Source organism: Lentzea sp. NPDC004782 (assembly GCF_040609115.1).
In the GTDB taxonomy this organism is placed as follows: domain Bacteria; phylum Actinomycetota; class Actinomycetes; order Mycobacteriales; family Pseudonocardiaceae; genus Lentzea.
This window is the reverse complement of sequence record NZ_JBEXJN010000017.1, coordinates 122,032-143,937: the sequence shown is the minus strand read 5'-3', so window position 1 is coordinate 143,937 and position 21,906 is coordinate 122,032. Positions and strand designations below refer to the sequence as shown.

Below are 21,906 nucleotides of genomic sequence, written 5' to 3'. Positions count from 1 at the left end.
CGCGCTTGTCGAACGAGGACCTGGCGATGCGCCGAGTCGTCGCTTACGTTCGCGACGTCTTCGATGACCTTAAGCGCGTGCTGATGGATGACGGCACTGCCTGGTTGAGTGTCGGGGACGTTGTCGCGGGCGCGCGAGGGGGCCGTGGTTCCTCGATGGAGGGCGTCCCATGGCGCATCGCGTTGGCGTTGCAGCGCGACGGTTGGGTTCTGCGCAATGCGATCGTCTGGTCCATCGCCGACGAGATGAGCCGGCGGACCTTAGCGCTTAGCAGCAGCTACGAAACGTTGCTGCTGTTCGCTAAGCAACGCAAGTACAGCTTCGACCTCGATGCGGTTCGTGTCGCATCGCGAGGAGGCCAAGCGCAACCGCGGAATCCGGGTGATGTGTGGTTCAGCTCGGCGGCTTCGTCACCGCGACCGGAGCTGCCGTTCGACGTCGCATCCCGCTGCATCACAGCCGGATGCCCTCTCGATGGCGTGGTCGTCGATCCGTTCCACGAGGCCGCGTCGGTGGAGTTCGCCGCAGTGCAGTGCGGGCGCCGGTTCGTCGGCATCAGCTCCGAGCGATCTGACGAGAGGCACCGGTGGGTGGCATGAACAGCTGGACTGAGCTCGTACACCATCACGCGCCTGGCGTCACGCTCTTCAAGGGCGACGCGTTGCGGGTGCTGCGCACCCTGGGCACGGCCACGGTCGACTGCGTGGTCACGTCTCCGCCGTACTGGGGCATGCGTGACTACGGGGTCGACGGTCAGTACGGAATGGAACTCACCGTCGAGGATTACGCCGCGTCGCTGCGCAGAGTCTTCGCGGAGGTCAAGCGCGTCCTGACGCCGACTGGAACGTGCTGGGTGAACCTGGGCGACTCCTATGGCGGCTCGTGGGGCAACTACGTTGCGTCCGGCTCGTCCTCCCGAACCGCACAAGAGCGGGTACGCGAACGGCGGCATGGCGCTCATCGTCCGCCGCAGTCGCGGATGCCACGCAAGTCCTTGATCGGACTTCCTTGGCGAGTGGCGTTCGCGATGCGCCAGGACGGATGGTTGCTGCGCAGCGCCGTCGTCTGGCACAAGCCGAACGCGGCCCCGGAATCGGTCCGCGACAGGTTCAGTACTTCCTACGAAACCGTGTTCCTGTTCGCCGCGTCCGACCGCCACTACCTCAGCTCGACCCGTGAAGCGGATCTGTGGAGCGTTCCGGTGCGGGCCTACCGCGGCGCGCACAACGCAGTGGGGCCGGTAGACATCGCAGCGAAGGCGATCGAACTCGGTTGCCCCCGTCGAGGCGTCGTACTCGATCCCTTCAGCGGCACCGCGACGACCGGAGTGGCAGCGCGGGCGCTCGGCCACCGCTACATCGGCATCGACCTCAACCCTGCATTCCACGACCTCGCGATCGCCCGCTTCGCAGAGCAGGAAGGGGAGACGCCGTGGCAGCCAAGCCGCTGACCGTCGCCGAAGTCATGGCGCTGCCCGCCGTCGTCGACATCGTGGTCGCGGGCCGCGCTTTCGGACTCGGACGTACGACTGCGTACATGCTCGCGCGCAGAGGTGAGTTCCCTTGCCGCGTTGTACGCGTCGGTTCCGCCTACCGCGTTCCGACCGCGGACTTGCGGCGGGAACTCGGACTTGAGTCGGTGCCGACGCCGTCGGCTCCGAGTGCGCGACCACAGCCGATCGTGGCCAAGCTCCAGGACAAGCGTCGGACTCGTCACTGACAGTCCACACTCGACACGAACGGATTCCTATGCCTCGGGCCAAGTTCACCCATTTCTCGGGCTCGCTCGGGCCCCCCTCGCAGCGCGAGCATCGTAGTCATGCGATCCAGAAGGGCTGACCCGTCGAAGGGCGTCGCGCTCGGCTCCACCTTCAAACGCTGCTCGTGCCGCAACCCGGAAACGGGCAAGCCGTTCGGTCTGTCCTGCCCGAAACTGCGCCGGAGTGAACACGGCTCGTGGGGCTACCGCATCGAGCTGCCCGCGGACGCGAACCGTGAACGGCGACCACGCCGCCGCACGAGTTTCGACTCTGAGACGGCGGCGCAGGAGGAACTCGACCTCGTTCGGCGTCTGCTAGCGATCCCCAGGCAGGGTGACACCAAGGCGCTCACACAGGTCGGCGATCTGATCGCGGAAGCTCTCAGCAACCAGGCGGCTATCCCCGACGAGGACACCGTGCGTCGGCGGGTACGGCCGAAAGGCGGCCTGCGTGACCGCATCCAGGTCGGTCCCTACTTCCAGGACTGGTTGTCGAAGCGGAAGGGCATCTCGAAGAACACCTACCGCAGCTACGAGTCCCACGTCCGGCTGTACCTCGTTCCGTACCTCGGCGAGATCTGGCTCGACGAGTTGGAAGGTGCGGACTTCACGCTCATGTTCGAGCGGATCGAGGAGTTCAACGAACGGATCGAGGAGCTGCGCAACAGCCCGGACCCGGATCAGCGAGCGCTGGTGAGGTACCGCCGCCCGGTCGGCGTCGCGTCGATGCACCGAATCGTCGCCACAGCGCGCAAGGCTCTCAACGACGCGATGCACGGAGAATCGAGGCTGATCACCTTCAACCCGGCCGTCAAGGTCGAGCTCCCGCCCGAGGTGCGCCCCAAGCCCCTCGTGTGGACCGAAGCTCGCGTCGCGCGCTGGCTGGAAACAGGGGAGATCCCCGGCAAGGTGATGGTGTGGACGCCGGAGCAGACGGGCACCTTCCTCGACTTCATCGCGCACCACCGGCTGTACGCGTTCTTCCACCTGCTCGCCCACGCCGGGCTCCGCCGCGGCGAGGGGTTGGGGCAGTACTGGGCCGACCTCGACGAGAACGCGGCATCACTCGCCATTCGGTTCCAGCTGCTCCAGGTCGGCTGGGAAACCGAATTCGGGACCCCGAAGACCGACAGCAGCGTGGCAATCATCACGCTCGACCGCGGAACGGTTCTGGAGCTGTGCGCTCACCGATCCCGGCAGCAACGTGAGCGTGAAGAGGCGGGAGACGCATGGGTTGACCTCGGCCTGATGTTCACCCAACCCGATGGCTCACCGTTGCACCCGGCCGACGTCACCGACCTGTTCAACAAGCTTGTCGAGGAAGCTGGCCTGCCACCGATCCGACTGCACGACCTTCGGCACGGCGCCGCGACCTTCGCGCTGGCGTCAGGGGCGGACATGAAGGTCGTGTCCAGCATGCTCCGGCACTCCTCGATCACCATCACCGCGGACACCTACACCGGCGTGCTGCCCCAGGTCGCCCGCGCGACCGCTGAGGGAATCGCCCGCCTCGTGCCGCGCAAGGTCGCCTCGGTACGCGTCATGCCGGAACGTCCGGCGATCGAAGATCATTCGCGTCTCGGGCTCATCTCGGGCTCGCAAAGCAAGATCCACAACACCGAAGAGGAGCGCAACAATGGGTACGAACAATGCAAAGAAGCAGGTAGAGACGAATCTCTACCTGCTTCTCCGAAGTACGCCGCCAGGGACTCGAACCCCGGACCCGCTGATTAAGAGTCAGCTGCTCTAACCAACTGAGCTAGCGGCGCTTGTTTGTGTGCCGGTCACTTGCCGTTCCGACGTGAAGAACGTTAGCACAGCGGATCGGCACACTCCCAATCGGCTGGTCAACGGCCGTTTGAGCGACACCGCCCACGTAACGATCCGGCCACTCGCGCAACTTCGGGGTACCCCGTGTCGTCACCTTGTCGGGGGACGCCAAAACGACTTCGTGCAGGCAGTCTCGGGAGCGGGCGACAAGTAGATCGGAAGTACGTCGATGGGGATGTGGGGCAGGCGCGGTCGTGGGGTGGTCGCGGCGGGGCTCGCTGTGATTCTGATCGCAGGCTGTTCGGGTGGCGGTGGGGACTCGAAGGGGGCCGCGGGCACGTCGTCGAGCGCTCCGCCGCCGCCGAAGCCCGTCACGTTGACGCTGGCGCTGAACAACGGCGCGGTCGACGTGTCGCCCGGGCTGCCGGTCATCGCCACGGCGGCGGACGGGAAGCTGACCGAGGTCAAGCTGACCAACCCCGACGGCAAGGTCGTCGAGGGCAAGATGAACGCCGAGTCGACGCAGTGGACCAACACCGAGCCGCTCGGGTACGCGAAGACGTACAAGCTCACCGCGACGGCGACCGGTGAGGACGGCAAGCCGCAGACCAAGGAGTCGTCCTTCACCACGGTGAAGCCGCGGACGTTGACGTACGTGTCGACGAACCCCATGGACGGCACCACGATCGGCGTGGGCCAGCCGCTCGCCTTCTACTTCGACGAGCCGGTGGCCGACAAGGCCGCGGCCGAGAAGATGCTGGAGATCACCACCGAGCCCAAGGTCGAGGGCGCCTTCTACTGGTTCAACAAGAAGGAGGTGCACTGGCGGCCGGAGAAGTTCTGGAAGCCGGGCACCAAGATCACGATGAACATCAAGGTCTACGGCAAGCACATCGGTGACGGCATCTACGGCCAGGAAGACCGCACCATCACCACGACGGTCGGCGACGAGGTCATCTACGAGGCCGACGGTCAGACGCACCAGGTCAACGTCAAGGTCAACGGCCAGGTCGTGCGGACCATGCCCACCTCGATGGGCAACGCGGCCAACACCACCCCCACCGGCACGTACGTGCTGATGGAGAAGCACGACCGCATGATCATGGACTCGACCACGTACGGCCTGGCGCTGGAGAACGGCGGCTACAAGGTGCCGGTCAGCTGGGCGTTCCGGATGTCGAACAGCGGCATCTTCTTCCACCAGGCCGAGTGGTCGATCGGTGACCAGGGCCGCCGCAACGTGAGCCACGGCTGCCTCAACCTCTCGCCGGAGAACGCCAAGTGGGTGTACGACACCAGCAAGCAGGGTGACGTCGTGATCGTCACCAACTCCGGCGGGCCCGCGCTGGAGCCGTGGGACGGCTTCGGCGACTGGCAGGTGCCGTGGACCCAGTGGGTGCAGGGCAACCGGTAGACCGGCCCGCAAGCAGCTCGATGAAGGGCTCCTTCCTCCACCTCACGTGGATGAAGGAGCCCTTCATCGTTCGGCGGCGCCGGGGCCCTGGCGAGCTGAAAACGTTTGTGAAAGGCTGAACGCCGCCACCGCCGCCCGACCTACCTGGGAGGCATCGTGGCTCCGCTGCGAAGACTGATCGTGGTCATCAGCGCCCTGGCGCTCACGGCGGTGGCGGCACCACCCGCACACGCGGACGACGTGCTGCTCTCGTTCGCCCGACCGGCAACGGCGTCGAGCGAGAGCAACGCGAGGCACGTCGCGTCGAAAGCAACCGACCTCGACCGCCGGACGACGTGGCGCAGCGAGGGCGGAGACCGGCAGTGGATCTCCATCGACCTCGGCTCGATGTCCACGATCAACCGGGTCGTGCTGCGCTGGGGTTTCCTCTGCGCGAAGAGCTACACCGTCCAGACCTCGCCGGAAGGCGTGTACTGGCGCGACGTCTACCGCACCGACAAGGGGCGCGGCGGCGACGACAACACCGAGCTCACCGGTTTCGGCCGCTGGGTCAGGGTTTCGCTGACCAGGCCGTGCTTCCGCGACTACGAGCTGCGGGAGTTCGAGGTCCACGGCACGCCGGGCGTCGTCGACACGACACCGCCCACGGCGCCCGGCGCCCTTTCGGTGAAAGCCTTCACCGCCACCTCGGTGAACCTGCAGTGGGGCCCGGCGAGCGACAACGTGGCCGTCGCCGGTTACGAGATCTACCAGTCCGGCCAGTTCGTGAAGTCGGTTGCCGGTGACGCGCTCTCCAGCAACGTCACGCGCCTCAGCCCGGGCACCACGTACTCCTTCTACGTCAACGCGAAGGACGCCGCGGGCAACCTCTCCCAGGCCGGCAACACCGTCACGGTCACCACGCCGGCCGCCGTCGTGGACGTCGAACCGCCTTCGGTGCCCTCCAACGCCGTTGTCACCAAGGTCAGCGCGAACAGCGTCTCGCTCGCGTGGGACGCGTCGAGCGACAACGTCGGCGTCGTGAGCTATGCGGTGTTCTCGAACAACGCCCAGGTCGGCACCACCACCGGCTCGCAGACGACCATCGCGGGCCTCAAAGCGCAGACGCCGTACCAGTTCCAGGTCAGGGCGATCGACGCCGCGGGCAACGTCTCGCCGTTCACCACCCCGCTCGCCGCCACCACCCGCCCAGGCCGTGACGCCGTCGGTGAGGTCACCAAGGTCACCGACGACAAGGACGTGCCGTGGGGGCTCGAATTCCTCAGGGACGGCACGGCCTTCTACGCCCAGCGCGACACCGGCGACATCATCCGCATCGCGCCCGACGGCACCAAAACCGTGGCGGGCCACGTCCCGAACGTCGTCAGCACCGACGGCGAGGGCGGCCTCCTGGGCCTCGAGTACCGCGACGGCTGGCTCTACGCCTACCACACCAGCCCGGTCGACAACCGGCTCGTCCGGTTCCGGCTGGTCGACGGCAAGATCGACGTGAGCACCCACCAGGTGCTGCTCACCGGTGCCCCGCGCAACAAGTTCCACAACGGCGGCCGGCTGCGGTTCGGCCCGGACGGCAAGCTCTACGTCGCCACCGGCGACGGCCAGGTCGGCTCGAACGCCCAGGACCTGAACTCGTTGGGCGGCAAGGTGTTGCGGGTCGACCCGGACGGCAGCGTGCCGCGCGACAACCCGTTCCCCGGCAAGTACGTCTACAGCTACGGCCACCGCAACGTGCAGGGGCTGGCGTTCGACTCGCGCGGGCGGCTGTGGGAGGCCGAGCTCGGCAACTCGGTGATGGACGAGATCAACCTGATCAGGCCCGGCGGCAACTACGGCTGGCCCGCCTGCGAGGGCACGTCCGGCGAGTGCGGCGACCCGACTTTCCTGAAGCCGCAGCACACCTGGCCGGTGTCGCAGGCCTCGCCCAGTGGACTGACCGTTGTGGACGACGTGCTGTACCTGGCGGCGTTGCGCGGCCAGCGGCTCTACCGGATCCCGATCGGTGGCGAGCCGCAGACGTTCTTCGAGGGCGCCTACGGCCGCTTGAGGACGGTCGAGAAGACGCCGGACGGTGACCTCTGGCTCACGACGTCCAACGGTGACAAGGACTCCATCCCCAACAACAGCAACACCCAGATCTACAAGGTGGAGCTGAGGTAGCTCAGGAAACCGTCACCTGGCCGTTCGCGACGGTCAGGTGACGGTTCACCCGGACCGCCTCCAGCATCCGCCGGTCGTGCGTCACCAGCAGCAACGTGCCGGGGTAGTTCTCCAGCGCCTGCTCCAGCTGCTCGATCGCGGCCAGGTCCAGGTGGTTGGTCGGCTCGTCCAGCACCAGCAGGTTCACCCCGCGCCCCTGCAGCAACGCCAGTGCGGCGCGTGTCCGTTCGCCGGGGGACAGCGATGCCGCCGGGCGCAGGACGTGGGCCGCCTTCAGCCCGAACTTCGCCAGCAACGTCCGCACGTCCGCGGGCGTCATGTCCGGCACGGCCTCCTGGAAGGCGTCCACCAGCGGCAGCTCGCCCAGGAACAGTCCGCGCGCCTGGTCCACCTCGCCGACCACGACACCGGAGCCCAGCGTCGCGTAGCCCGACGTCAGCTCTGCCCTTCCGAGCAGTGCGGCGAGCAGCGTCGACTTGCCGGCACCGTTCGCACCGGTGATCGCGACCCGGTCCGCCCAGTCGATCTGCAGGTCCACCGGGCCGAGCCGGAACGAGCCGCGTTCGACGACCGCCGCCCGCAACGAGGCCACGACGGCACCGGAACGCGGGGCCGCGGCGATCTCCATCCGCAGCTCCCACTCCTTGCGCGGCTCCTCGACGACCTCCAGCCGTTCGATCATGCGGTCGGTCTGGCGGGCCTTCGAGGCCTGCTTCTCGGTGGCGTCGGCACGGAACTTGCGGGCGTTCTTGTCGTTGTCGCCCGCCTTGCGCCGGGCGTTCTTCACGCCCTTCTCCATCCACGCGCGCTGCATCCGCGCACGGGCCTCCAGCGACGCCTTGGTGTCGGCGTACTCGTCGTAGTCGTCGCGTGCGTGCTGACGGGCCCGTGCGCGTTCTTCGAGGTACGACTCGTAGCCGCCGCCGTAGAGGTGCACGGCGTTCTGGTGCAGGTCGAGCTCCAGCACGCTGGTGACCGTGCGGGCCAGGAACTCGCGGTCGTGCGACACCAGCACCGTGCCCGCGCGCAGCCCTGTGACGAACTTCTCCAGCCGCTCCAGGCCGTCGAGGTCGAGGTCGTTGGTCGGCTCGTCCAGCAGGAAGATGTCGTAGCGGCTGAGCAGCAACGACGCCATGCCCACCCGCGCGGCCTGACCGCCCGAGAGCGACGTCATCAACGCGTCCAGGCCCACGGTCAGGCCGAGCTCGCCGACGACCTCCAGGGAGCGTTCCTCCAGGTCGGCACCGCCCAGCGCGAGCCACTGGTCCAACGCGTCGGAGTAGCCCTCGTCGTTGCCCGCGGTCAGCGCCTCGGTGGCGGCGTCCAGAGCGCTTTGAGCCGCGGCGACACCGGTCCGCCTGGCCAGGAAGCCGCGGACGGTCTCGCCCGCGCGCCGTTCCGGTTCCTGGGGGAGGTGGCCGACGTTCGCCGAGGGCGGGTTCAGCGACACGCGGCCCTCTTCTGCGGGGATCAGTCCGGCGAGCGTCCGCAGCAACGTCGACTTGCCCGCGCCGTTCACGCCGACGAGCCCGATGACGTCGCCGGGCGCCACCACCAGGTCCAGTCCGGAGAACAGGACGCGGTCACCGTGACCGGCGGCGAGGTCCTTGGCGACGAGCGTGGTCATGAACACTCCGGCACACAGGGATGGGGGTCCGGGGGCTTGCCCCCGGCGTGGGGTCTGGGGGCTCGGCCCCCAGAAAACACAACGAAGCCGGATTATGTTCGCGCTTTCCGCGAACATAATCCGGCTGTCAGGGTGAGTGACGGGACTTGAACCCGCGACACCTGGGATCACAACCCAGTGCTCTGCCAGCTGAGCTACACCCACCATCACCGGTCCGTGACCGGCGAGGAAAGCATAGCAACGTCATCCACCGATAAAGAAATCAGGGGGTCATTCGGCCTTCTTGAGCAGCTCAGCGGCCACGGCCTGGGCCTGTTCGGTCGTCGGGCCGGGCTGCGGCACGAACGCCGTGCGCCGGTAGTACGCGAGCTCCCGGATCGACTCGACGATGTCGGCGAGCGCCCGGTGTGCGAGGCCCTTGCCCGGCTGCGCGTAGTAGATGCGCGGGTACCAGCGCCGGCACAGCTCCTTGATCGACGACACGTCGACCATGCGGTAGTGCAGGTGGGCGTCGAGCGCAGGCATGTCGCGGGCGATGAACCCGCGGTCGGTGGCGATGGAGTTGCCCGCCAGCGGCGCGGTCCTGGGATCGGGGACCCACTCCTTGATGTAGGCCAGCACGGCCGCCTCGGCCTCTTCCAGCGACACCGAGGACGCGCGCACCTCCTCGGTCAGGCCCGACTTGGCGTGCATCTCCATGACGACTTCCGGCATCGAGGCGAGCACGTCGTCGGAGGCGTGGATCACTATGTCCACGCCGTCGCCGAGCACGTTCAGCTCGGCGTCCGTGACCAGTGCCGCGATCTCGATCAGAGCGTCCTTGCCCAGGTCGAGTCCGGTCATCTCGCAGTCGATCCACACCAGACGATCCATCACGCCCGGAACATTACTGCGCGGAGCGTCAACTTCGAGTGGCGGCGTGCAGCAACCTGGTTACGCTCCCCGTGCATGACGGCTCAAGCTGAGATCGCTGCCGGGTACGCGTCCGAGAGCGCGGCCATCGAGCTCGGCGCTGTGCTGGTCGACGGAACCGTGGAGTCGACGGCACACGTCCGCATCCCGTTGTCCATGGTCAACCGCCACGGGCTCGTCGCGGGGGCGACGGGCACCGGGAAGACGAAGACGTTGCAGCTGCTCGCCGAACAGCTGTCGAGCAACGGCGTGCCGGTGCTGATGGCCGACGTGAAGGGCGACCTGTCCGGTCTGTCGCGTGAAGGCGAGCGCGGCGACCGCACGGACACCCGCGCCAAGGAGACCGGGGACGACTGGCAGCCGCAGGCGTACCCGACGCAGTTCCTGTCGATCGGCACGGGCGGTCTCGGCGTTCCGCTGCGGGCCACGATCACGAGCTTCGGGCCGATCCTGCTGTCGAAGGTGCTGGGCCTGAACGACACCCAGGAGTCGACGCTCGGCCTGATCTTCCACTGGGCGGACTCGAAGGGGTTGCCGCTGCTCGACACCAAGGACCTGCGCAGCGTCATCCAGCACCTCACCGGCGACGAGGGCAAGGAGGACCTGAAGGGCATCGGCGGGGTGTCGAGCTCCACGGCGGGGGTCATCCTGCGGGCGCTGGTCAACCTGGAGGCGCAGGGCGGCGACCGGTTCTTCGGCGAACCCGAGCTGGACCCGGCCGACCTGATGCGCGAACGCGACGGCAAGGGCGTCATCAGCCTGCTCGAACTGGCCGAGCTGCAGGGCAACCCGCAGCTGTTCTCCACGTTCCTGATGTGGTTGCTGGCGGAGCTGTTCCAGACGCTGCCGGAAGAGGGGGACGTCGAGAAGCCCAAGCTCGTCTTCTTCTTCGACGAGGCGCACCTGCTGTTCGCGAACGCGTCGAAGGCGTTCCTCGACCAGATCACCCAGACCGTGAAGCTCATCCGGTCCAAGGGAATCGGCGTGTTCTTCTGCACGCAGCTGCCGACCGACATCCCGAACGACGTGCTGTCGCAGCTCGGCGCGCGCGTTCAGCACGCACTGCGCGCGTTCACGCCCGACGACCAGAAGGCGTTGTCCCGCACGGTGAAGACGTATCCGAACACGCCGCACTACGACCTGGAGAAGGCGCTCACGTCGCTCGGCATCGGCGAAGCGATCATCACCGTGCTGAGCGAGAAGGGCGCGCCGACGCCGGTCGCGTGGACCCGGCTGCGGGCGCCGCGGTCGTTGATGGACACCATCGGCAACGATGCGATCAAGCAGGCTGCACAGGCGTCAGACCTCCACGGCAAGTACGCGGAGACCGTCGACCGCGAGTCGGCCTACGAGCAGCTGATGCAGAAAGTCGCGCCGCCCCAACAGGAACAACAAGCCCCGGAACCGCCAAGGCACGAGAAGGAGGAACCGGGGCTCGTCGAGAAGGTGCTCGGCAACAGCGCCGTGAAGTCGTTCCTGCGGTCAGCCGGCAGCGCCCTGGCGCGCGAGATCACGCGGGGCATCTTCGGCACCTCGCGCAAGCGGCGCTGACCGCAACGACGCCGACAGCACCGCCGCGCCGAGGCAGAGCGCGCCCGCGACGTACCAGGCCAGGTCGTAGCTGCCCAGGTGGTCGCGGGTGAGCCCGGCCGCGGACGCCGCGATCGCCGCGCCGAACTGGTGCGACGCGAACACCCAGCCGAACACGACCGGGCCGGACAGGCCGAAGTACTGGCGGCACAACGCCACCGTCGGCGGCACGGTCGCGACCCAGTCCAGGCCGTAGAAGATGATGAACACCAGCATCGACGGGTGCGCCGACTCGCCGAACAGCTGCGGCAGCAGCATCAGCGACAGCCCGCGCAACGCGTAGTACGACGCGAGCAGCACCGCTGAGTTGACCTTGTCGGTCAGCCAGCCGGACACGACCGTGCCCACGATGTCGAACACGCCGACCAGCGCCAGCAACCCGGCCGCGGTCGTCGTCGGCATGCCGTGGTCGTGCGCGGCGGGGATGAAGTGCGTGCCCACCAGCCCGTTCGTCGAGGCACCGCAGATCGCGAAACCACCGGCCAGCAACCAGAACGGCTTGGTGCGCGCCGCCGAACCCAATGCCGTCAGAGCGCGCCGGGCCGCACCACCGGACGGCGGCGGGGGAGTGTCCTCCGTCGCCCCGAGGGGCAGGAGTCCGACGTCGCGCGGGTACTCGCGCAGGAAAAACGCCGCGAGCGGCACGACGGCCAGCGCGGCGATGCAGATGACCAGCGACGCGGGCCGCCAGCCGTAGGCCGCCGACAGCCACGCCACCAGCGGCAGGAACACCAGCTGCCCGGCCGCGCCACCGGCCGTCAGCACGCCCGTGACCAGGCCGCGGTGCCGCACGAACCACCGTCCGGTGATCGTCGCGACGAACGCCAGCGCCATCGAACCCGTGCCGAGCCCGACGACGACACCCCAGAGCAGCACCAGCTGCCACGACGCGGTCATGAACACCGTCAGCCCGCTGCCGATCGCGACCATCGTCAGCGCGTAGGTCACCACGACCCGCACGCCGAACCGGTCCATCAGCGCGGCCGCGAACGGCGCGGTCAACCCGTACAGCAACAGGTTGATCGAGATGGCGAGCGAGACCGTGCCGGTCGACCAGCCGAACTCCGCCCGCAACGGCTCGATCAACGCGCCGGGCGCCGCGCGGAACGACGCGGCACCGACCAACGCGATGAAGGACACCCCAGCGACCACCCAGGCCCAATGCAGTCTCACGGCGACAAGGCTCCGTGATGGTGGATCCGACAACCAGTGGCCGAGAAGCCAACATGTGAAAGAATCGGGCCATGGCCCACCGGATCGCCGTGCTCGCGCTGGAGGAGTCGGTCGCCTTCGACCTCGGCACCGCCACGCACATGTTCAACCATCTGAACGACCGCTACGAGGTGCTGGTCTGCTCGCCGGACCGCCGCCCGATCGCCACGACCGGCGGTTACTCGATCACGCCGGACCACGGCCTCGACGTGATCCGAGACGCCGACACCGTGCTCGTCCCGGGCACTCGTTACGTGCCCGCGCGCACGGCGGGGACGCTGGAACCCGCGGTGCACGACGCGCTCACCACCACTCGTGCCGAACGGATCATGTCGATCTGCACCGGCGCGTTCGTGCTCGCGGCGGCGGGAATCCTTGACGGCCGTCCCGCCACGACGCACTGGGGCACGACCGACCAGTTCCGTGCGCTCTACCCGAAGGTCAGGCTCAACCCGGACGTGCTGTGGGTCGACGACGGCGACGTGCTCACCTCGGCGGGCGTCGCGGCGGGCATCGACCTGTGCCTGCACGTGATCAGGTCCGACCACGGCAGCGAAGTCGCGAACCGGGTCGCGCGCCACTGCGTCGTCCCGGCGTGGCGGCAGGGCGGCCAGTCGCAGTTCATCGACCGGCCGGTGCCGCACGACCCCGGCTCCTCCACCGCACCCGCCCGCGCGTGGGCTCTCGACCGGCTCGACGAGCCGCTGGAGCTCGCCGCGCTGGCCGGGCAGGCCAGCATGAGCGTGCGCACGTTCACCCGGCGGTTCCGCGCGGAGACCGGCATGTCTCCCGGCCGGTGGCTGACCCAGCAGCGCGTCGAACGGGCCAGGCACCTGCTGGAGTCCACCGACCTGCCGATCGACCAGGTGGCGCGGCACGCCGGGTTCGGGACGGGGGCGGCGCTGCGGCAGCAGCTGGCGGCGTCGATCGGGGTGTCGCCGTCCGCCTACCGTCAGACGTTCCGCTCGGCTTGACCCTCCACAGTGGACGATCCGACCAGGAACGGCCGCAGCAGGCCGGGGACCGCCGCGTCGGCCAGCGCGAGCCCGTCGGTCTCACCGACGTCCGTCACGTGGTACACGCCGGCACCCGCCGCGGTGGTCGCGCCGATCGTCATCAACCCGCTGCGGCGCTGGAAGAACGACCGCCGGATGCGCCAGCCGATGATCCCGGTGCGCTGCAACGCCACGGTGCTGCGCACGAGGGAGTTGTTGCGCGTCACCAGATAGTGCTCGTCGAGCGCGTTGCCGAGCGAGCGGTAGTTGTCCCAGCCGACCAGCGCGGCGAACGGGATGATCACCGCCGGGATCGGCCACGCCCACGACGGCGCCCAGAGCGCGAGGCCCGCCGTGATCACCGCCCACGGCAGGACGTGCCGGACCACGCTGCGGCGCAACGCGGCGAACGGGTGCCTGCGCAGCTTGCGCGTGGTCGGGTCGTCCTCGACCTTCAGGACGTCGCGCGCGACCTGGTGCGCCACGGCCAGCGGCGCGGGCGGCAGCAGCAGGTTGCTCTCGCCCTTCGTGCCCAGACCTGTCGTCACCGCAACGGTCTTCGCGCCGCGGCCGGCGCGCACGAGCAGCGGTTCCTGGATGTCGACACCGCGCAGGCGCTGCTCCTCGACCGTCACCGAGCGGGTGGTGAGCAGGCCGCGCTGCACGTGCAGCGTGCCGTTGGGCTCGCGGGTCAGCCGGTAGTTCCAGAACTGCAGCACGTAGAGCGGCACCGACAGCACCAGGCTGAGCACGGCCAGCGCGATCACGGCGCCACCGATGAACGTGACGCTCGGGTGGGAGAACAGCCACTCCCACAGGTCCTGGACCGGGTGCAGGCCGAGGTCGTCGGCGTAGTTGGACAGCACGCCGAACACGGCGCCGATCGCGACCAAACCGGAGAGAGACAGCGGCGCGAACCTCAGCCACTTCAGGTCCAGCTGGGAGATCACCTGGGACGGCTGCTCCACCGCCGCACGCGGTTCGCCCGTCGCCTGGGATGCGACCACCTTCCGCAGCAACAACTGCCGCAGCCGGGCCGCTTCCTCGGACGTGACGGCGTCGAGCGTGAGGCCGTCCGTGCCCTCCGTGTGCTGCTGCCCGGTGCCGATCCGCACCGCGGACAGCCCGAAGATGCGGTGGCCCGGCTTGGAGGTCAGGTCGACCGTCCTGATGCGATCGCGCGGCACGGCGAGCTGCTTGCGGGTCAACAGACCCGTGTGCAGCTCGACCTTCTCGTCGGTGATGCGGTACTTCGTGGTGCGCCAGGCGAAGTAGCTCACCGCGAGGATCAGTGCGACGGTCACGCCGCTGGCGCCGAGCCGCCACGGTTCGCCGTTGCCGGTGAAGAGCAGCACCGCGATCGGCACCAGCAGGGCGATGCCCTCGTTGAGCGGGCGCACGAGCAGCATGCGCACGTTCAGCCGGTGCCACTCCGGGACCGGTTCGGTGAGCTCCGGTGCGGCGGGCAGGCCCGCGGGTACTCCTGGGGGAGTGCTCACGTGGCATCACCCGGCGTGGCCTGGGTGGTGTCGGTCAGTTCGACCACGAGCTGCTGCGCCACCTCGTGGTCCAGGCCCTCGATCTCGACCGGACCCGCGGCCGACGCGGTCGTCACCGTGACCGTCGCGAGGCCGAGCAACTGCTGGAACGGCCCGCGTTTGGTGTCGATGGTCTGAATGCGCGACACGGGCGCCACCCGCCACTCCTGGTTCAGCCAGCCGGAGAGGGTGTACACGGCGTCCGGCGTGGTCTCCCAGCGGTGGACGCGGTAGCGCCAGCTCGGCTCGACCGCGGTGTGCACGACCCCGACGACCAGCGTCGCGATCAGGAGCGCCAGTTCCCACGTGGGCGGGGAACTCACCAGCAGGAACACCACGAGCTGTGGCACGAAGAGCACCAGCCAGAACGCGGCCGCCTGCATCGTCCACAGCAGGACCGACCTGGAACTCACCTGGTGACGAGGCGTGCGCAGTTGCAGAGTCACCCCACAAGGGTGCCTCACGCACCACCGGCGATGTGGCCAGGTGTGCCAATTGATGCGGAGGTGGCGAGGTGGTCTTGCTTGCGAGGGAGGCAAGACCACCTCAACCGGGCGAAACGATCAGGGCGTGGTGCAGTACGGCGGCAGGAAGCTGCGGTCAGGCGTGTCCGCTGCGGCTGCACCGGCCGCCGCTGCCAGCGCCCCCAAACTGAGGATCACTGCTGCGACGATTCGAGCGATAGTGTTCAACTTCATTGAGGGGCTCCGTTCGATTGGTGGCGGCCGTGGATGAGGGCAGGAAGTCGTTGACGAGGTTCGGGGCGCGGTTGCGGGCGGTCCGGTTGCAACGCGGCTTGTCGCAAAAGGACCTCGCGTGCCCCGGCGTCTCCATGAGCTACGTGTCCCGGCTGGAGTCCGGCGAACGGGTGCCGTCGCCCGCCGTGGTGCGCAGGCTGGCCGAGGTGCTCGGCGTCGACCCGTCCGAGCTGATGGTCGACGAGGACCGCACCGCGATGCAGGACGAGGCGCTGGCGTGGTGCGAGGCGCTGCTCGCCTACCACGACGGCGACCTGGTGATGGCCGTCGACCTGCTGGAAACGCTGGGAAAGCGGTCCGACGAGGAGATGTTCGGCTGGTGCGTGCGGTGGACCCGGCTGGTGATGCTCTCGCGGCAACGAGACCACGAGGGCCTGCTGCTGGCGGCGGCGAAGCTGCGCAAGTCGTGGTCTCCCGGTCCGGCGGTGGACGCGTTGGTGGAGATCCTGCGCGCATCCTCGTTGCGGCGCCTCGGCCGGACGGCCGAATCCGTGCGGGCCGCGAGCGAGGCCGTTGAGCTGGCCACCGGTGACGGTGAACGGGTGCGTCGGGTCAACACGCGCGCGCTCATCTCGTTGTGCGCGGAGCTGACTTCGGCCGGACGGCTGGCCGACGCCGAACAGGTGGTGGACCAGCTTTCCGCGCGGCTGCCCGAACTCGGCCGCGACCGGCTCGCGATCTCCACGTGGTGGGCGCGCGCCAAGGTCGCCGACCGGCTGGGCGACCGGACCGAGGCCGCGCACTGCATCCGACAGGCCGTCGGCATGCTCGACGACTTCGACGGTGATCCCGAGTACCGCTGCCGTGTTCGCCTTGCGGGAGCGTCGATCGCGCTGCGCACGCCCGGCGCGAACCTCGACGAGGTGGTGGCGTTGCTGGACAAGGTGGAGACGACCGTCGCCGCGATGCGCCGGCAGGACGGTCTGCTCGCGCACGCACGGGCGTTGCGCGCGGAGCTGGCGTTGCGCGACGGCGAGGTCGACCGGGCGCGTGAGCTCGCGGAGCAGGCCATCGCGACCGGACAGCTCGACGCCGAGCAGCAGCTGCGGTGCCACCTCCTGCTCGTGCGGGCGGCGGACGAGGTCGACCCGGAGGGCAGCGCCGGCGCGCGCACGGCACTGGCCGCGCTGCTGGAGCACATCAACCCCGAAGGCGTCGACCCGCTCCTGTGGCGCGACGTGGCGCGGATCGCCCTCCGCAAACACTGACGGGGCGAGCAGGCGACGTTGCCCGGTCATGACCGCCCCTCGCTGGTTAACTGGACATCTTGTTAACGGAGCATGACACAGACCAGTTACCCGTCACATCACCTAATTCCACGCCGCCGACGTGGGTAAATCACCCAAGAACCGCGACCACCCCGTAGGCGGCAAGCGGCCGAACGGGCGATCACACCTCGGTCTGCTCGGACTATTTGTCAATTACTTGACAATGGATGACTGATCAGAGGTCAGGTTCATCCACCACACGACGGCACCGGCCCGGCCGTTGACGGCGAGGGTCGCGTAGATGCGCTGGAGGTGGTTCTGCACGGTCTTGGGGGACAGGCCGAGCGACTCCGCGATCATCGCCGTGCTCGCTCCGGCCGCCAGGAGCCGCAGCACCTCGATGCCGCGTTTGGTGAGCCCGGCCCGCAGCGCGCGGGCGATCCGGGTGTTGGTGTGCTCCGCCGTGCCCGTCTCGTGCAGCTCGCCCGCGTGCGGAACGCGCACCACGGCGTCCTCCCGCTTGGGCTCGAAACGCCTGTGCGCCAACTGTTCCACGAGTCGCGACGACAGGTCGTGCTCGCGCATCCTGAGCAGGTCGCGGCCCTCCTGCAGCTCCCACAGGCGGTACTGCTCCAGCTGGAGCCGCGCGTGCCGCAGCGCCCGCTCGAAGTCGCCGGACCGTTCGTGGGCCTCGCTCAGCTGCTGGTGCGCGTGCACCGCGACCTCCCGGGCCAGGCAGCTCATCGCGAGCTCCGCGGCCTGGGTCAGCTGGCTGATCTGGTCCGCGTACCGCTTGCGCGCACCGGACAGCCTGGCCCGCGCCATCAACGCCTCCGCCCGCGCCACCGGCCGGTTCCTTCCGGCAAGCAACTGGTCAGCGCGCTGCCAGCTGCGGTGCGCGCGGTCAAGTTCACCCAGATCGATGCGCACGTGTGTCAGCAGCACGTTGACCATCGCCATCCGCACCGGGTCGCCGACCTGCTTCCACCGGTCGCGCACCTGTGCGCACAAGGCTTCCGCACGCCGCAGCTTGCGCACGCACGGTTCACCGTCGAGGCTGCAGCGGCTCTCCTCGGTGCGGATCATGCAGTGCTCGTGGTACTGCATGCGCATCACGCGGGCCTGCTCGAAGAGCACCGAGCCGATCAGCTCGTTGTCGCCGGTGAGCTCGGCGAGCCCGAGCGCGCGAGCGAACGAGTTGAAGCTGCGTTCGCGCGAGTCGAGCCGCAGTTCCACGACAGCGCGGGAAAAGCTGCACCGGGCCTGCAGTCCGATGTGGCGGTTCGCCGCCGCGATCTCCTGCACCCGGTCGATCGTGTCGAGCGCGCTCGGCCACAACCCGCGCTTGCCGAGCGCCACCGACTGCGCCAGCACGCCCTCCGCGACGCCCTCGGCGTCGTCCAGCCACGCGAACGCGGCAACCGCTTTCTCCGCGTACTCCAGCGCCTCGCCCGGCCTGCCCTCGTCCAGTGCGATGCGGGCCTCGCGCAGGTTGTGCACGGCGTTGGACCGAGGATCGGCGGTCCGGCCGGGAACCGTCATGGATCAAGCCCCCTGTTCTGGGGCCGAGCTTAGTGCCGCGAGGCGCCCTGCTGAGCACCGCAGGCGCGGCGAAGGCTGGGCAGTTATGTGGATGAAGGGCGCCTTCCTCCACGCCAGGTGGAAGAAGGCGCCCTTCATCCACCTCACCAGCCGGTTCCGGCTACCTGCTCAGTGCTGTTGTTCGCGCAACTGGCGTTTCAGCACTTTCCCGGCCGCGTTGCGGGGCAACTCGTTGACGAAGAAAACATCCCGCGGCACGGAGAACCGGGCGAGGTTCGCCCGCACGTGTTCACGTACGTGTTCGGCCGTCAGGGTTTCGTCGCCGACGACGAACGCCGCGAGCCGCTGCCCGAACTCCTCGTCCTCCACGCCGACCACCGCGACCTCGGTGACGCCGTCGAGGTTCGAGAGCAGGGCCTCGACCTCGCCCGGGTAGACGTTCTCGCCGCCCGACACGATCATCTCGTCGTCGCGCCCGGCGACGAACAGCAGGCCGTTGCGGACGTAGCCGAGATCGCCGGTGGACATGAGTCCGTTCAACGACTCCTTGCTCGTGCCGTTGGTGTAGCCGTCGAAGAGCATCTCGTTGCCGACGAAGATCCGGCCGGTCTCGCCGGGCGCCACCGGGTTGCCCTGGTCGTCCACAATGGCCAGCCGGGTGCCGAGCGGCGGCCGTCCCGCCGTGCCGGGCTCGGCGAGCATCTCCTCAGGCGTCGCGATGCTCGCCCAGCTGACTTCCGTTGAGCCGTAGAGGTTGTAGAGCACCGGGCCGAACTCCCGCAGGGTGCGCGTGGCGACGCGCGGCGGCAGCGCGGAGCCGCTGGAGGCGATGACCCGCAGCTTCGGCCGGTGCGGGGTCTCCAGCATGCGTTGCAGCATCACGGGAACGACGAACATGGCCGTGCACTGCTCCGCGTCCTTCAGCGTCTGCGCCGGGTCGAACCTGCGGCGCAGCACCAGCGTGGCGCCGAGCACGAGCCCGAGCTGGAACGCGGCGAGGCCCCAGGCGTGGAAGAGCGGCGAGGTGATGGCGATGACGTCACCGTGCCGGAGCGGGATCCGCGACAGCAGCGCGGCGGCGGGGGCGAGGCTCGCGGGTTCCGGCCGGCGCGCGCCCTTCGGGGTGCCGGTCGTGCCGGAGGTGAGGAGGGTCAACCGGCCGCGCGGAGGTCTGCGGGGCAACGGGGCCCGCGGTCCGTTGCGGATCAGCGACTCCAGCTCGTCGCTGAAGTAGGTGGGGACGTCGGGCAGCACGTCGGCGAACTCGCGGTCGGCCACGATCCGGTCGAGCTTCTGGTCCTGCGCGACCTGGGCCAGTTGTCCTCTGCTCAGGCCGGTGTTGAGCAGGACGGCGTCGGCACCGATCTTCGTGCACGCGGTCATCGTCTCGATGAAACCGCGGTGGTTGCGGCACAGCAGGCCCACGCGCTCCCGGACGCGGAAGGCGTGCGCGAGGCGGCTGGTGCGCTCGTCCACCTCGGCGTAGGTGAGCACGCCGTCGTCGTCGACGATCGCCGCGCGGTCGGGGTGTCGTCCCGCGCCGGTCTGGTAACCCCACGCGAGCGTGATGTCCCACTGCAGATACCCGCGCGCGGTCGCGGCGAGGCCTCGCGGGCCCAACGGCCGGATCACTCCGGCTTTGACCAGGGTCAGCAGCACGCGGGTCACCATGGCGCCCACTCTGCCATCTACCTACTTGCGAGTAGGTAACGCTGTGACGGCGGTCACAGCTCCGTGTCGGACGCGGCGACGACGGCTTCCCTCAGCGCGGCCCGCAGGCGACCGACCTCCAGCGGTGTCAGCACGGCTGCCTCTCCCGGTGGCACGTTGATCACGATGTGCCCCTGGCTGACGAACACCGTCAAGTCCCGTCGGCGCGAAGCGATGTCGCGGCAGCTCACCTGCCACTCCTCTTTGGCTCCCACGGGTTTCTTCCTCCAGCTCACTCGGCGCGCCGGGCCCGGTGGTTCCGGCGCTCGCGCGGATGAGACGCGTGCGGCCGCCGGTCATGACGAAGGTTCCGCGATTCCCGGTGATGTCTCCGTCAAGCGACCGTGCCGAGCTGCGGATAGCGTCGCACGAGAGATGAGAGTTGGTCACCAGGAGGGGTGAAAATGGCGGAACCGCAACGCATCGTCATCGTCGGCACGGGCCTCGCCGGTGCCTCCGCGGCGGGCGCGCTCCGAGACCGCGGCTACGGCGGCAAGATCACCATGTTCGGCACCGAACACCATCGTCCGTACGAGCTTCCCGCGCTGTCCAAGGACGTTCTGCTCGGCAAGGCCGCCGAACCGCACTGGGTGCACGAGCCGTCCTTCTACGCCGACAACGAGATCGACCTGTTGCTCGGCGTCTCGGTGCTGGAGCTGCGACCCGGTGAGCACGCGGTCGTTGACTCCGATGGAGCAGTGCATTCCTACGATCGGCTCTTGCTCGCGACGGGTTCACGTCCCCGCGTTCTGCCTGGCGCGCAAGGACATGTGCTCCGGACGATCGACGACTCGCTGGCGTTGAAGTCGGCGCTGCGCGAGGGCAGGCACGTCGTGATCATCGGCGCGGGCTGGATCGGCTGCGAGGTCGCCTCCGCCGCCCGCGCGCACGGCTGCCGCGTCACGGTGGTCGACCCGCTGTCCGAACCGCTGGTGCGCGTGCTCGGCACGGAGATGGGCCGGGTGTTCCGCGGCCTGCACGAGGAGCACGGCGTCGAGTTCAGGCTCGGCACCGGCGTGGCGGGCTTCTCGCCCTCCGGCGTGCTCCTGGACGACGGCACCGAGCTGCTGCCGGACGTGACGCTGCTGGCCGTGGGCGCGACCCCGCGCCTGGAGCTCGCCGAGGCCGCCGGTCTGGAGCTGGCCGACGGTGGCGTGGCCGTTGACGCGGCGTTGCGCACGTCCGCACCGGACGTCTTCGCGGCCGGCGACATCGCCGCGCACGACCATCCGCGTCACGGCGGACGGGTCCGGGTCGAGCACTGGGCGAACGCGAAGAACCAGGGCACGCACGTGGCGGGCTCGCTGCTGGGGCTGGACGAGCCGTACCAGAGGTCGCCGTACTTCTTCACCGACCAGTACGACCTGGGCATGGAGTACCGGGGGCTCGCCGATCCCGCCGACGAGGTGGTGGTGCGCGGCGACCTGGCCGCGCGTCAGTTCATCGCGTTCTGGCTGCGCGACGGACGGGTGCGGGCGGCCATGAACGTCAACGTCTGGGACCAGGGCAAGGCGCTGGGCGCGTTGGTGGACGCGCAGGCGACCGTGACACCGGAACAGCTGCGTGAGGCCGACCTGGGTTCTTTGGTCTGAGCAGGTAACCGGAAGCCGTGTGCGCAACTCGCCGTCTGGTTACGTGGATGAAGGGCGCCTTCATCCACCCCAGGTGGAGGAAGGCGCCCATCATCCACGTAACTGCCCGGCAGGCCAGGGCGC

At 68.9% G+C, this 21,906-nt stretch carries 19 protein-coding genes and 2 tRNA genes; 10 read left to right on the top strand and 11 right to left on the bottom strand.

Going from position 1 to position 21,906, the window contains the following annotated elements:
• The first annotated feature begins 26 nt into the window (after positions 1 to 26).
• The 3 genes from ABZV40_RS18385 to ABZV40_RS18375 are packed head-to-tail and all read left to right on the top strand — an operon-like array spanning position 27 to position 1,719.
• On the top strand, positions 27 to 599 hold the full coding sequence (locus ABZV40_RS18385; protein WP_355442357.1) for a site-specific DNA-methyltransferase: 573 nt from the start codon (positions 27 to 29) through the stop codon (positions 597 to 599).
• Positions 596 to 1,450, top strand: coding sequence for a site-specific DNA-methyltransferase (locus tag ABZV40_RS18380; protein ID WP_355442354.1), 855 nt, complete (start codon positions 596 to 598; stop codon positions 1,448 to 1,450). Before ABZV40_RS18385 ends, ABZV40_RS18380 begins: the two co-directional genes overlap by 4 nt.
• A complete protein-coding gene (locus ABZV40_RS18375) occupies positions 1,432 to 1,719 on the top strand; it encodes a helix-turn-helix domain-containing protein (RefSeq protein ID WP_355442351.1) in 288 nt (95 codons plus the stop codon). Before ABZV40_RS18380 ends, ABZV40_RS18375 begins: the two co-directional genes overlap by 19 nt.
• Before the next feature lie 354 nt (positions 1,720 to 2,073).
• Here the strand turns inward: ABZV40_RS18375 and ABZV40_RS18370 are convergent, their stop codons facing one another.
• Positions 2,074 to 2,757 carry a hypothetical protein gene (locus tag ABZV40_RS18370; protein WP_355442348.1) on the bottom strand — a complete coding sequence of 228 codons (684 nt, stop codon included), beginning with the start codon at positions 2,755 to 2,757 and terminating at the stop codon, positions 2,074 to 2,076.
• On the opposite strand from ABZV40_RS18370, the gene ABZV40_RS18365 reads away from it, so the two are divergent.
• The gene (locus tag ABZV40_RS18365) at positions 2,671 to 3,492 is read left to right on the top strand and encodes a site-specific integrase (RefSeq protein WP_355442418.1); all 822 of its coding nucleotides are present in this window, start codon (positions 2,671 to 2,673) and stop codon (positions 3,490 to 3,492) included. The genes ABZV40_RS18370 and ABZV40_RS18365 overlap by 87 nt on opposite strands.
• Here the strand turns inward: ABZV40_RS18365 and ABZV40_RS18360 are convergent.
• Positions 3,454 to 3,527: transfer RNA gene (locus ABZV40_RS18360), tRNA-Lys, on the bottom strand. The two genes, ABZV40_RS18365 and ABZV40_RS18360, sit on opposite strands and share 39 nt — an antisense overlap.
• 281 nt (positions 3,528 to 3,808) lie before the next feature.
• Here ABZV40_RS18360 and ABZV40_RS18355 point away from each other — a divergent pair.
• Together ABZV40_RS18355 and ABZV40_RS18350 are read left to right on the top strand one after the other, a co-directional pair.
• A complete protein-coding gene (locus ABZV40_RS18355) occupies positions 3,809 to 4,942 on the top strand; it encodes an Ig-like domain-containing protein (protein ID WP_355442346.1) in 1,134 nt (377 codons plus the stop codon).
• Positions 4,943 to 5,098: 156 nt separating this feature from the next.
• Positions 5,099 to 7,099, top strand: coding sequence for a PQQ-dependent sugar dehydrogenase (locus ABZV40_RS18350; RefSeq protein ID WP_355442343.1), 2,001 nt, complete (start codon positions 5,099 to 5,101; stop codon positions 7,097 to 7,099).
• A gap of 1 nt (position 7,100) precedes the next feature.
• Here ABZV40_RS18350 and ABZV40_RS18345 read toward each other — a convergent pair whose 3' ends face one another.
• The 3 genes from ABZV40_RS18345 to orn form a co-directional block, all read right to left on the bottom strand.
• Positions 7,101 to 8,726 (bottom strand): ABC-F family ATP-binding cassette domain-containing protein, encoded by a 1,626-nt coding sequence (locus tag ABZV40_RS18345; RefSeq protein WP_355442340.1) that lies wholly within the window; start codon positions 8,724 to 8,726, stop codon positions 7,101 to 7,103.
• A 131-nt stretch (positions 8,727 to 8,857) separates the two neighbouring features.
• Positions 8,858 to 8,930, bottom strand: a tRNA-His gene (locus ABZV40_RS18340).
• A 66-nt stretch (positions 8,931 to 8,996) separates the two neighbouring features.
• A complete protein-coding gene (gene orn, locus ABZV40_RS18335; protein ID WP_355442337.1) occupies positions 8,997 to 9,602 on the bottom strand; it encodes an oligoribonuclease in 606 nt (201 codons plus the stop codon).
• A 72-nt stretch (positions 9,603 to 9,674) separates the two neighbouring features.
• Here orn and ABZV40_RS18330 point away from each other — a divergent pair, with 72 nt between their 5' ends.
• Positions 9,675 to 11,189, top strand: coding sequence for a helicase HerA-like domain-containing protein (locus ABZV40_RS18330; protein ID WP_355442334.1), 1,515 nt, complete (start codon positions 9,675 to 9,677; stop codon positions 11,187 to 11,189).
• Here the strand turns inward: ABZV40_RS18330 and ABZV40_RS18325 are convergent.
• Positions 11,121 to 12,401, bottom strand: a complete 1,281-nt coding sequence (locus tag ABZV40_RS18325) for an MFS transporter (RefSeq protein WP_355442331.1) — start codon at positions 12,399 to 12,401, stop codon at positions 11,121 to 11,123. The genes ABZV40_RS18330 and ABZV40_RS18325 overlap by 69 nt on opposite strands.
• Before the next feature lie 71 nt (positions 12,402 to 12,472).
• Between ABZV40_RS18325 and ABZV40_RS18320 the strand changes: the two genes are divergently transcribed.
• Entirely contained in the window at positions 12,473 to 13,414 is a 942-nt protein-coding gene (locus ABZV40_RS18320; RefSeq protein ID WP_355442328.1) for a helix-turn-helix domain-containing protein, read from the top strand.
• On the opposite strand, the gene ABZV40_RS18315 is transcribed toward ABZV40_RS18320, so the two are convergent.
• Together ABZV40_RS18315 and ABZV40_RS18310 are read right to left on the bottom strand one after the other, a co-directional pair.
• The gene (locus ABZV40_RS18315; protein ID WP_355442325.1) at positions 13,393 to 14,934 is read right to left on the bottom strand and encodes a PH domain-containing protein; all 1,542 of its coding nucleotides are present in this window, start codon (positions 14,932 to 14,934) and stop codon (positions 13,393 to 13,395) included. The two genes, ABZV40_RS18320 and ABZV40_RS18315, sit on opposite strands and share 22 nt — an antisense overlap.
• On the bottom strand, positions 14,931 to 15,356 hold the full coding sequence (locus tag ABZV40_RS18310) for a PH domain-containing protein (RefSeq protein WP_355442415.1): 426 nt from the start codon (positions 15,354 to 15,356) through the stop codon (positions 14,931 to 14,933). Before ABZV40_RS18310 ends, ABZV40_RS18315 begins: the two co-directional genes overlap by 4 nt.
• A 344-nt stretch (positions 15,357 to 15,700) precedes the next feature.
• Here ABZV40_RS18310 and ABZV40_RS18305 point away from each other — a divergent pair, with 344 nt between their 5' ends.
• Positions 15,701 to 16,939 (top strand): helix-turn-helix transcriptional regulator, encoded by a 1,239-nt coding sequence (locus ABZV40_RS18305; RefSeq protein ID WP_355442322.1) that lies wholly within the window; start codon positions 15,701 to 15,703, stop codon positions 16,937 to 16,939.
• Positions 16,940 to 17,152: 213 nt separating this feature from the next.
• Here the strand turns inward: ABZV40_RS18305 and ABZV40_RS18300 are convergent, their stop codons facing one another.
• From ABZV40_RS18300 to ABZV40_RS18290, 3 genes are all read right to left on the bottom strand, one after another.
• Positions 17,153 to 18,481 (bottom strand): LuxR C-terminal-related transcriptional regulator, encoded by a 1,329-nt coding sequence (locus tag ABZV40_RS18300; RefSeq protein ID WP_355442319.1) that lies wholly within the window; start codon positions 18,479 to 18,481, stop codon positions 17,153 to 17,155.
• Positions 18,482 to 18,649: 168 nt separating this feature from the next.
• Positions 18,650 to 20,152, bottom strand: a complete 1,503-nt coding sequence (locus ABZV40_RS18295) for an AMP-binding protein (protein WP_355442316.1) — start codon at positions 20,150 to 20,152, stop codon at positions 18,650 to 18,652.
• Positions 20,153 to 20,205: 53 nt separating this feature from the next.
• A complete protein-coding gene (locus ABZV40_RS18290; protein WP_045317853.1) occupies positions 20,206 to 20,406 on the bottom strand; it encodes a hypothetical protein in 201 nt (66 codons plus the stop codon).
• A gap of 189 nt (positions 20,407 to 20,595) precedes the next feature.
• On the opposite strand from ABZV40_RS18290, the gene ABZV40_RS18285 reads away from it, so the two are divergent.
• Complete coding sequence (locus tag ABZV40_RS18285; RefSeq protein ID WP_355442312.1) at positions 20,596 to 21,783, top strand: FAD-dependent oxidoreductase; 1,188 nt, start codon at positions 20,596 to 20,598, stop codon at positions 21,781 to 21,783.
• Positions 21,784 to 21,906: the final 123 nt, after the last annotated feature.

Bases quoted from the DNA above. Each gene is read 5' to 3' on its own strand.
- ABZV40_RS18385 (WP_355442357.1), top strand. From the start codon at position 27: ATGCGCCGAGTCGTCGCTTACGTTCGCGACGTCTTCGATGACCTTAAG.
- ABZV40_RS18380 (WP_355442354.1), top strand. From the start codon at position 596: ATGAACAGCTGGACTGAGCTCGTACACCATCACGCGCCTGGCGTCACG.
- ABZV40_RS18365 (WP_355442418.1), top strand. From the start codon at position 2,671: ATGGTGTGGACGCCGGAGCAGACGGGCACCTTCCTCGACTTCATCGCG.
- ABZV40_RS18345 (WP_355442340.1), bottom strand. From the start codon at position 8,726: ATGACCACGCTCGTCGCCAAGGACCTCGCCGCCGGTCACGGTGACCGC.
- ABZV40_RS18330 (WP_355442334.1), top strand. From the start codon at position 9,675: ATGACGGCTCAAGCTGAGATCGCTGCCGGGTACGCGTCCGAGAGCGCG.
- ABZV40_RS18320 (WP_355442328.1), top strand. From the start codon at position 12,473: ATGGCCCACCGGATCGCCGTGCTCGCGCTGGAGGAGTCGGTCGCCTTC.
- ABZV40_RS18310 (WP_355442415.1), bottom strand. From the start codon at position 15,356: ATGCAGGCGGCCGCGTTCTGGCTGGTGCTCTTCGTGCCACAGCTCGTG.
- ABZV40_RS18300 (WP_355442319.1), bottom strand. From the start codon at position 18,481: ATGACGGTTCCCGGCCGGACCGCCGATCCTCGGTCCAACGCCGTGCAC.
- ABZV40_RS18295 (WP_355442316.1), bottom strand. From the start codon at position 20,152: ATGGTGACCCGCGTGCTGCTGACCCTGGTCAAAGCCGGAGTGATCCGG.
- ABZV40_RS18285 (WP_355442312.1), top strand. From the start codon at position 20,596: ATGGCGGAACCGCAACGCATCGTCATCGTCGGCACGGGCCTCGCCGGT.